Origin of the sequence: Gluconacetobacter entanii, assembly GCF_003206495.1 — a bacterium.
Lineage (GTDB): Bacteria > Pseudomonadota > Alphaproteobacteria > Acetobacterales > Acetobacteraceae > Novacetimonas > Novacetimonas entanii.
Genome location: NZ_NKUF01000074.1, coordinates 1 through 8,252 on the forward strand (window position 1 = coordinate 1; position 8,252 = coordinate 8,252).

General features: G+C 59.4%; 6 protein-coding genes and 1 pseudogene. 3 read left to right on the forward strand and 4 right to left on the reverse strand.

Features of this window, described 5'->3' with window-relative positions:
• Both CFR72_RS15715 and CFR72_RS17720 read right to left on the reverse strand, forming a co-directional pair.
• Positions 1-1,854 (reverse strand): primary-amine oxidase (locus CFR72_RS15715; protein ID WP_110914724.1); only part of this gene is annotated, 1,854 nt, incomplete at its 3' end.
• A 129-nt stretch (positions 1,855-1,983) separates the two neighbouring features.
• Positions 1,984-2,163, reverse strand: a complete 180-nt coding sequence (locus CFR72_RS17720; protein ID WP_167400428.1) for a hypothetical protein — start codon at positions 2,161-2,163, stop codon at positions 1,984-1,986.
• Positions 2,164-2,200: 37 nt separating this feature from the next.
• Here CFR72_RS17720 and CFR72_RS15720 point away from each other — a divergent pair, with 37 nt between their 5' ends.
• From CFR72_RS15720 to CFR72_RS15730, 3 genes are all read left to right on the forward strand, one after another.
• Positions 2,201-4,738, forward strand: a complete 2,538-nt coding sequence (locus CFR72_RS15720) for a glycoside hydrolase family 3 C-terminal domain-containing protein (protein WP_167400429.1) — start codon at positions 2,201-2,203, stop codon at positions 4,736-4,738.
• A gap of 123 nt (positions 4,739-4,861) precedes the next feature.
• Entirely contained in the window at positions 4,862-5,929 is a 1,068-nt protein-coding gene (locus CFR72_RS15725) for a RidA family protein (protein ID WP_110914721.1), read from the forward strand.
• 48 nt (positions 5,930-5,977) lie between these two features.
• Positions 5,978-7,171 (forward strand): MFS transporter, encoded by a 1,194-nt coding sequence (locus tag CFR72_RS15730; RefSeq protein ID WP_167400430.1) that lies wholly within the window; start codon positions 5,978-5,980, stop codon positions 7,169-7,171.
• Here the strand turns inward: CFR72_RS15730 and CFR72_RS15735 are convergent.
• Together CFR72_RS15735 and CFR72_RS15740 are read right to left on the reverse strand one after the other, a co-directional pair.
• Positions 7,132-8,040 (reverse strand): helix-turn-helix transcriptional regulator, encoded by a 909-nt coding sequence (locus CFR72_RS15735; RefSeq protein ID WP_341865273.1) that lies wholly within the window; start codon positions 8,038-8,040, stop codon positions 7,132-7,134. The two genes, CFR72_RS15730 and CFR72_RS15735, sit on opposite strands and share 40 nt — an antisense overlap.
• Positions 8,036-8,252: pseudogene (locus CFR72_RS15740) on the reverse strand (transposase); the annotation flags it as partial. The gene CFR72_RS15735 and the pseudogene CFR72_RS15740, both read right to left, overlap by 5 nt.

Sequence of the window (8,252 nt, forward strand, 5' to 3'; positions counted from 1 at the left end):
GTATCCTTCATCTGCCGTCCTTTCGCGCAGTCGTTTCTTCCAACGACCATTCTGGCACATTGCGATGCCGTGCGGGGAGGACGGCAACCACCCCATCTCAATTGGCCTGTCATTCCTGATGAATGCAGGAAGACCATCGCCCCCGGGGCTCTGGTTTGGAAGTTCTCCGCTGCCGTAACGTTGGTCGGGATCGTAAGGGGTCGCCCAGACATGCTTGGTAGCGAAACCGCCGCGCTGGCTGACCGTACTTTTGGGGTCGGCCAGCATCAGCGGGGAAGGTGTTACAACCAGTTTGTAACCAGGGTGCGACCCGACGGAATTTACGGTATTGGGATTGACGATTTTCCAGAAGCGTCCGGTCCTGCCATCGGCTTCACGCGCGGCGTCCTGTTCATTGCACAGAAGCCGGGTGCGGGTGTCGAAAACATTGCCGTATGGATTGTCTTTTCCCATGGGGCGCGGGTGGAATTCAGTTTCCGTCAGGCTGTTCCCAATGCCATCAAGCATCATATGCAATCGTACGTTGAAGAAATGCTGATGGGTGGGACCGCCCAATCCCGGCGCAACCATACCACCCCAGGGATAGGGAGTGTCAGGTGCGATGGCGGCCGTCTGGATAATGCCGGTCAGCTTGGCTTCCAACTGGATGGTGCCGTCGAGGTAAAGATACCAGTAAAATCCATAATCATAATTTCCAACGGTTGCGAAAAAAGAAATCACAAGCCGACGTGACCTGCGGACCTGATGCACGCCTGAACGCGCATCATAATGTTTCCATAAAGTACCATAATCTTCTTCATGCATGCACACCCCACGGCGCAGGATGCGTGGCGTGCCATCATCGGTTGGAAGGGGAATGTCGAAATAGCGGATCAGCCCCAGACAGTCACATCCCAGCGCAAGGCTGTTCGCCAGGGTTCCCAGTCCATATTCCCCGCCATCAAATGCACTTTTCCAGTAATGGTTGGTCGTTGGATCGGCATAGGGGACCACCATTTCGGTTACACTGGCGCGATAGATGATGGGACGGGTCTTACCGTCCTGATTCCAGCAGAGTTGATGAAGGACAAGTCCTTCCCTTTGCGTGAAACCGACACGAAAAGACCAGTTCTGCCAGCGGGTTTCCCATCCGTTTACGGAAAAGCTTGGTCCTTCGGGCTGTTCGATATGCAATGGCTTGAGGGTCGTGCGCGGAGAAGGGAGGCTGTCAGGATCATAATTGAACGCAGTGGTGGGAATGGGAACGATGTTCCCATCATCCACGATGCCGATGACCTTTTCGGCATTCAGATCCACTGTTGCGACGACACCCTCGATTGGATGGGCGTAGCCATTATCTGTCATCCTGGAGCGTCTGTAACTGACGGCCCGTACCACACGGCGCCCTTCTTCAGCGGGATAGCCGAAATACCCGGCAGAGAATGGATCGACCTGTACCAGGGGGATCTCATCTTCAGTGATGCCCCGACGCATGATTGCCGCCCGCCAGGCGGGGGATGCCTTCACCACGCGATCACAGGTGACCATATCCTGCATTGTCACGGGTGGCTGGCCCACGGGATTGGTGGGGCCAGCCTCATTGCGTGTAAAGGCCGTGACAATGCGGCGGTCGAGATCGACGCGCACCATGTAAACGGCTCCCGACGGATGATCGAGGACTACAAGCCGTGCCTTGCGCATGATCTGTGTGCCGGCCTCGAAGCGCAGGACTTCCTCTTGTGGAGGTTCATCAAGTTGAACCAGCGGGAAACGCCAGATTCCTTGAGCGGGATGTTGCATGCGCACAATTTCGCATGCCGCGCCGATCTCTGTTTCGGTCAGCGGATCGAGGGGGTGGAGGGCATGGTTTTGCATGATGCTTTCCGCAATAATGGCTATGGCGCAGCCCATCGGGTGGTACAGGCCGGTATTCCGACAGTAAAATACGTATTGTCCACGGGCTGCACGATAGAATGCGCCAATTGTTAGATAGAAGACGACAGTTCATGAAACGATGCCGTAATGACCTGCGGAAAGTGTCATGATGCCACCAGATCGGCCCCGGACATCATGATCTGCAAAACGGCCGTGATCTGGAAAATATGGAAAAGAGGATGAGATGAAAATCCGCTGGAGCGACTCTTTCCCGCTATCCTGTGTTGTGATGATGGCAGTGTACTGCATGATATTTCCCGTACATGCGGATCCTTCATCAAAGGATATGCCCGCAGCGGTTATCCCCGGACAAAGTGGGGCGCGGATCGTTCCCGCACCATGTTTCCTTGATCCCGGTAGCGATGCGCAGTGTACCGTACACCTGCTGAAACAGATGAAGCTGTCGGAAAAGATTGCTTTTGTACAGGACGGTAAGGGAGTTGCGCGACTGGGCCTCCCGGATCTTGATGAAGATGACGGTCCCAACGGCCTGCGTGGTTTCGCCGCGGCTACGGCGTTCCCTGCGGCCGTTGCGGTGTCGGCCTCCTTCGATACGGCGCTTGCGCATGAATATGGTGTGGCGCTGGGTGTGGAAGACAGGCTGGCGGGACATGATGTATTGCTGGGGCCGACCATCAATATCATGCGAACGTGGCGCTGGGGGCGTTCCGCTGAAACCTTTGGTGAGGATCCGTTGCTGACAGGACGGATTGCCCGTGCCGAGATCGATGGCATCCAGTCGCAGCATGTCATCGCCATGGTGAAGCATTTCGTCGCCAATGATCAGGAGGCCTATCGCTTTGGTGATGCGCCGAATGATCGCAATATCGATGAAATCATAGACGAGGCGGCCTTGCAGGGCCTGTACTACCCGGCGTTCCGCGCCGCCGTGGAAAATGGCGGCGCGGCGGCGGTCATGTGCAGCTATCCAAGGATCAATGGTCAAAATGCGTGTGAAAACAAGGACCTTCTGGCACGCATACGCGCATTCGGGCTGGAGGGCTATATCGAGCCGGATGCGGTATTTGCGCTTCATGACGGGGTACGGGGCGCGCAGGCGGGCATAGACCGTCTGTCCATGCCGCTGGATCATGTCGGGCTGTCCCGGTTATTGGCCCGGCGTCGCCTGAACGAAACGCAGGTCGATCATATGGCGCTCCACATGCTGGGGGCCATGCACAGGATCGCAGTGGGGCAGTCGCCCGTGATCGCGACGGACTGGCCCGAAAGGCATGAGGCTCTTGCACGCGCCATCGCCGCCGAAGGGACGGTTCTTTTGCGGAACCGGCGAAATTTCCTGCCATTGGCGCGACCTCGTAATATTGTGGTCATCGGTGACAGTGCGGGTCCGCATGTGTCATGGCAGGAAAGGGGATCGCCTTATGTCGCGGATGGGAACACCCATCCGGGCGCCATGGATGCAGGCCCATTGGCTGCAATCCGTCGTCGCGCCGCCCGTTCCGGTATCCCCGTCATGTATGCGCAGGGGGATGAGGCAAATCATGATCTCGACCCGATTCCATCTTCGGTGCTCCGGACGCCTGACAATGCGAAAGAAGGGCTGCGTGCACGCTATTTCGGACCGGCATCCGCGGGTGGACGCCTGCTTGCCAGCCGGATCGAAAATGGCGTGGAACTGACCGAAGCGGGGGCACCCGCGCCGGTCCGGGCGCTGAAGAATGATTATACCGCCATATGGGATGGCGTGCTGCGTCCGCCAGTCAGCGGTACTTACCGTTTCGCCCTGAGCGGTGAAGGCACCGCACGGCTTCTGGTTGATGGGCATGAGGTTACGCATGTCTTTTCGGCGGATTTTTCCACGATCGAGTCGGGAGAGGTCACCCTGACGCAGGGGAAGCCGGTTTCCCTGCGGGTTGAATTCGATGCCCGTGATGCCTTCCTGCCTGCGACGTTCACGCGCATGTTCGGCAATCCCGACCCGCTGTTGCACCTGCACTGGCACCTGCCGGAGCCAGAGTTGCTGGCGCAGGCCATCGAGGCCGCCCGCAAGGCTGATGTCGCGATTGTCGTTGCGGGCGACTGGGAAACCGAAGTGGCCGACCGGCTGTCCATGCGGTTGCCCGTGGGTCAGGATGCGCTGATTGACGCCATCAGTGCGGCCAATCCGCGTACGGTCGTGGTCCTGAATACCGGCGGCCCGGTCGAGATGCCGTGGCGCGACAGGGTGCGGGCGATCGTGGAAGGATGGTATCCGGGCCAGGCCGGGTCGGATGCCTTGGCGGCCATGCTGTTTGGTGACGTTTCACCGGGGGGGCGTCTGCCTCTGACATTTCCCGTGTCAGGACATGACGGGCCGGGCAACCAGGGTGAGATGGACTATCCGGGCAAGGACGGGCGTGTCGTTTTTACCGAAGGGGCAAATGTTGGCTATCGTTGGTTCGCGGAACATGGCGTCAGGCCATTATACCCGTTCGGATATGGGTTGACGTATGGTCATTTCACGTTGCGCCACGCGCATGCGGCGGTGGATCCAACGTCGCGGATGCTGTCGGTCCATTTCAGTATACATAATTCCGGTCATCGCGATGCGGATGCGGTGCCGCAGCTTTACCTGATCCGTGGCGACGACAGGCGCGCCCTGATTGATTACGCACGCGTGCGGGTGCCTGTTGGCCGGAAACGCGCGGTGGACCTGCGGGTGCCCTTTTCGCATCTTGCCGCATGGGACACGGGCGCGCGCCAGTGGACCCTTCCTGCCGGGAAGTACACGATCGCCATTGGCTGGTCCGCCGGACATGACGAGGTCACGATACCCGTGCGTATCGGCGAAACATCCGCATATGGCGACATGCCCCCGTCATAGAACGCGAACGCGGTTCTGCCGGGATGGTGTCGATTGTAAAAAATCTGTCGGCAATGGTTCTCCCGTTACGTCATGCGATCATGATCTGATGGGGCAGGAAAACCTGCGCAAAGGGAGTGGGAGATGGTGGAAGATTGCGGATATTTCTGCGCCAACTGGCTTACGGCTCCCGATGGGGGGGACCTCAATGCACAGGTGGACGCCATAATCGGCCAGATCGCGCGGACCTTGCCGACGCTCGGTGGCGACATGGCCGGCATGGTCAAACATACCATCCTTGTCCGCGCGGGGCATGTGGACCCGATCCAGGCGATCGAGGCAGTGCATCGTGCCTGCCATGCCCATGCGCCCGCCCTGGTGCAGCGGCCCGGGGTCGGTACGATTTTCTGCAGTCCGGAACTGGGTGATCCTTCGGCGCTGGTTGCTTTTTTCGGGCTGTTTGTCCTTGATACAGGCCTGGTGGCGGAGGCGCAGCGGATGCTGTTCCATGAAATGCCGATGGATGTTGCCAAGGGAGTGCGTATCGGCCCGCAGACGTTTCTGACCGGACTGGAGGCCCTTGAATTCCCGACGGCGCCGGATGGCGCCCGCGTGGAGGGGGAGTATCATGTCGCACCGGAGTTCGTGTCCCAGACCGAAGTGGTCGTCCACAAAATCATGTCGGTTTTGCGATATTTTGAATTGGGGCCGGATGATATCCAGAAACTGAATGTCTATCTCAAAACCGGCCTGGAAGATGACGCCGTACGCCAGATCGTGACAGACGCCTTTTCCAGGGTTGCGCGACATCCTGTGACGATGGCGAACAGGCTGCAACTGATCCGGGGGCAGGGCATGGCCATCCCGGCATTCGCCATAGAAATCGACGGTTATGCCCTGCGACCGTCCGTGGCGGCGGATACTGCCATTCCCGCCCTGCGGTTCCGTATCGTGGATGCCGATACGGATGCGGACTGGCGCAGCCTGTGCAATGCCACGATCGCGGCCATAACCGGGAGTGCGCCGCGACGTATCATTGCCCTGACCTTTTTCGTCAGTACGGCGTGGGCTGAAAACGGATCCGGGTCATTGCCGCAGGCGATGGGCGCATATGTCGACAGGATGCTGCCCTTCGCTCATCCCCCGCTATCGCCGGGCATTGTGTATTGCGAAAACAGCAGTCCGTCCGCCGAACTGGTTTTTATCGCCTGAACGATCCTTCCCTGCCGCCGGAGAGCATTGATGTCCAGATCCATTGATATGCTTCGCCTGACAGTCATCGTCACGTCCTGTATCATTCCGGCACTGTTCCTGTGGGCGCCGATGCTGGCACAGGCCTTCCAGACACAGCTTCACCTTTCTCCCGGCACGATCGGGCGACTGTTTTCCATCGACATGCTGATTTCCCCATTGCCGGGCCTGCTGATGTTTCTGTGGCAGAAACATATCGGCTGGCGCCATGTCGCGACCCTGTGTGCGGTGATCTTTGCGGGGGGCAGCATCCTGTCGGCTGTCCTGCTTGGCCATGGACTGATCAACTGGTTTTACCTGTGCCGGATTCCGACGGCCATGGCGTCGGGTACCCTGTATGTGATGTGTAACCGCAGCGTGGCGCGATTTGATGACCCGGACAGGCTGTTCGGGGTCATGCTGACATCGCAGGTCGTCGTGGCGACGCTGGGCCTGCTGGTCCTGCCATCGCTGTTTGCCCGGTTTGGCGTGGGCGTCCCTTATGTGGTGCAGGCGCTCTGGGTGCTGGCGCTTGTTCCCCTGTACAGGTACTTTCCCGATGCCCCGCCCCATGGCGCATCTGTTCCTGCCACCGCGTCTGTAACGGGTGGTACCGGGATCATGCTGGCGGGGATCATGAGTGTCGGGGCACTTTTCATCTTCAACATCGCGACCGGGGCGGTATGGACATTTGCGTCCGTGTTCCTGCAGGCGGGGGGGATGACATCGGCCGGGATCGATCACATGCTTGCCCTTGTCGGCATGATGGGGATCGTGGGGTCGGGGTCCGCCGCGCTGGCGGCCTCGGGCAAAAGGCGCATGGCCCTGCTGCTGGGGGGATATGCGCTCCTGCTGCTTTCGCTGTTCGGTCTTGGGTGGGGACATTCGCCCGCAGTCGCCGCAGGCGCGCTGGTTGCGTTCAAGCTGTCCTGGACCTTCCTGCTGCCATTCATGCTGGGGTCCATAACATTGCTTGATACTTCCGGCGTACTGATGAATGTCACCACAATGACCCTTGGTGTCAGCCTCGGGCTGGGCGCTGTGGTGGCGGGATGGCTGCTTGACCACGCAGGTCAGGCAGTCATGCTGACGGGTATGGCGGCGTGCAGCCTTGTTGCTGCGACCGCCAGTGTCATCGTGGCGGGGCGTGCCGGGCCGGGACGGCCGTCACGTGCCGCGCGGCATCAGGTGGCGGAAGCCGAGGCTTCGTGTTCCGGGCTGTAATGGCGCGGGCTTTTTCCTGTCCATTTCTTGAAAACCCGTGAAAAGGAAGAAATGTCTTCATAACCGAGGGCCAGCGCAATCTGTGCGATGGTCATGTTGCCCTGACGCAGCATCATCATCGCCTGTTCCGTGCGGACTTCATGCAGGACCTGCCGGAATGTCCTGTCATGCCGTTTCAGTTGCCGTTGCAAGGTGCGTTCGGTGATGTTCATCCGTTCGGCGGCGACAGTGATCGAAAGCGACTGTTCCCCAAGGCAGGACAGGATGATGGCGCGCAGTTCCTCAAGTACCGAGCGTGGCTGGATATCCCCACGCATCGCGTCGATCTGCCGGCGCAGATAGGGGCGTAACGAAAGTTCCTGTCGTGTCAGCGCCGGCAGCCTGCGCGATAATATCGCCGTATCGAACATGATGCGGTTGATGGGCTGGTTGAAACGTAACGGACAGCCACAGATCTCACGCAGGCGCCGCAGGACGGCAGCGCCAGGCGGGGCATGTTCGAACCATATCTCCTCTGGCCGCCAGGAGGCGGGAGCGCGGGACTGGATGAAGGCATGCACCTGCATGATGCTCATTTCCGCATCCTGCCGTCGCGGCCACAGGGCCGGATAGTCCACCCGGTAGCTGATGCTGGCATGGTCATCCCTGATGTCCAGGCCCGTGGTCGTCCCGCTCTGGATCAAGGGGGAATGGGCCTGCAGGATGGACAGCGCCTGCCCGATATCCGTAGCTTCCCCCACCAGAATGCGGATTATGGGAAAATCATCCACCCGCCCGAGTTCCGCCCCAAGCGTCGGAATGTCGCACAGCAGGCTGACCTGCTCGAATATCCTTAGAGCCCGATCCGAAAGTTTTCCAAGCTTGACAATGCCTTGCTGTCCGTCGTGTGAGCATGCGGATCGAGGCGATCAATGTCCATGCGGTTGAGGACGCAATGGACTTTTCCCAATCTTTGGCGAGCCGCCTGCACCGTCCCAGCCAGGCGAATGTCCGTTCCACCACCCAGCGACGCGGCAGGATCTGAAAGCCCTTCGTCGTATCGGACCGCCTGATGATTTCGATGGTCCATTTTCCCATGGCG

Excerpts from the sequence above, each read along its gene's own strand:
- CFR72_RS17720 (WP_167400428.1), bottom strand. The coding sequence starts at position 2,163 with ATGCAGTACACTGCCATCATCACAACACAGGATAGCGGGAAAGAGTCG.
- CFR72_RS15730 (WP_167400430.1), top strand. The coding sequence starts at position 5,978 with ATGCTTCGCCTGACAGTCATCGTCACGTCCTGTATCATTCCGGCACTG.
- CFR72_RS15720 (WP_167400429.1), top strand. The coding sequence starts at position 2,201 with ATGCCCGCAGCGGTTATCCCCGGACAAAGTGGGGCGCGGATCGTTCCC.
- CFR72_RS15725 (WP_110914721.1), top strand. The coding sequence starts at position 4,862 with ATGGTGGAAGATTGCGGATATTTCTGCGCCAACTGGCTTACGGCTCCC.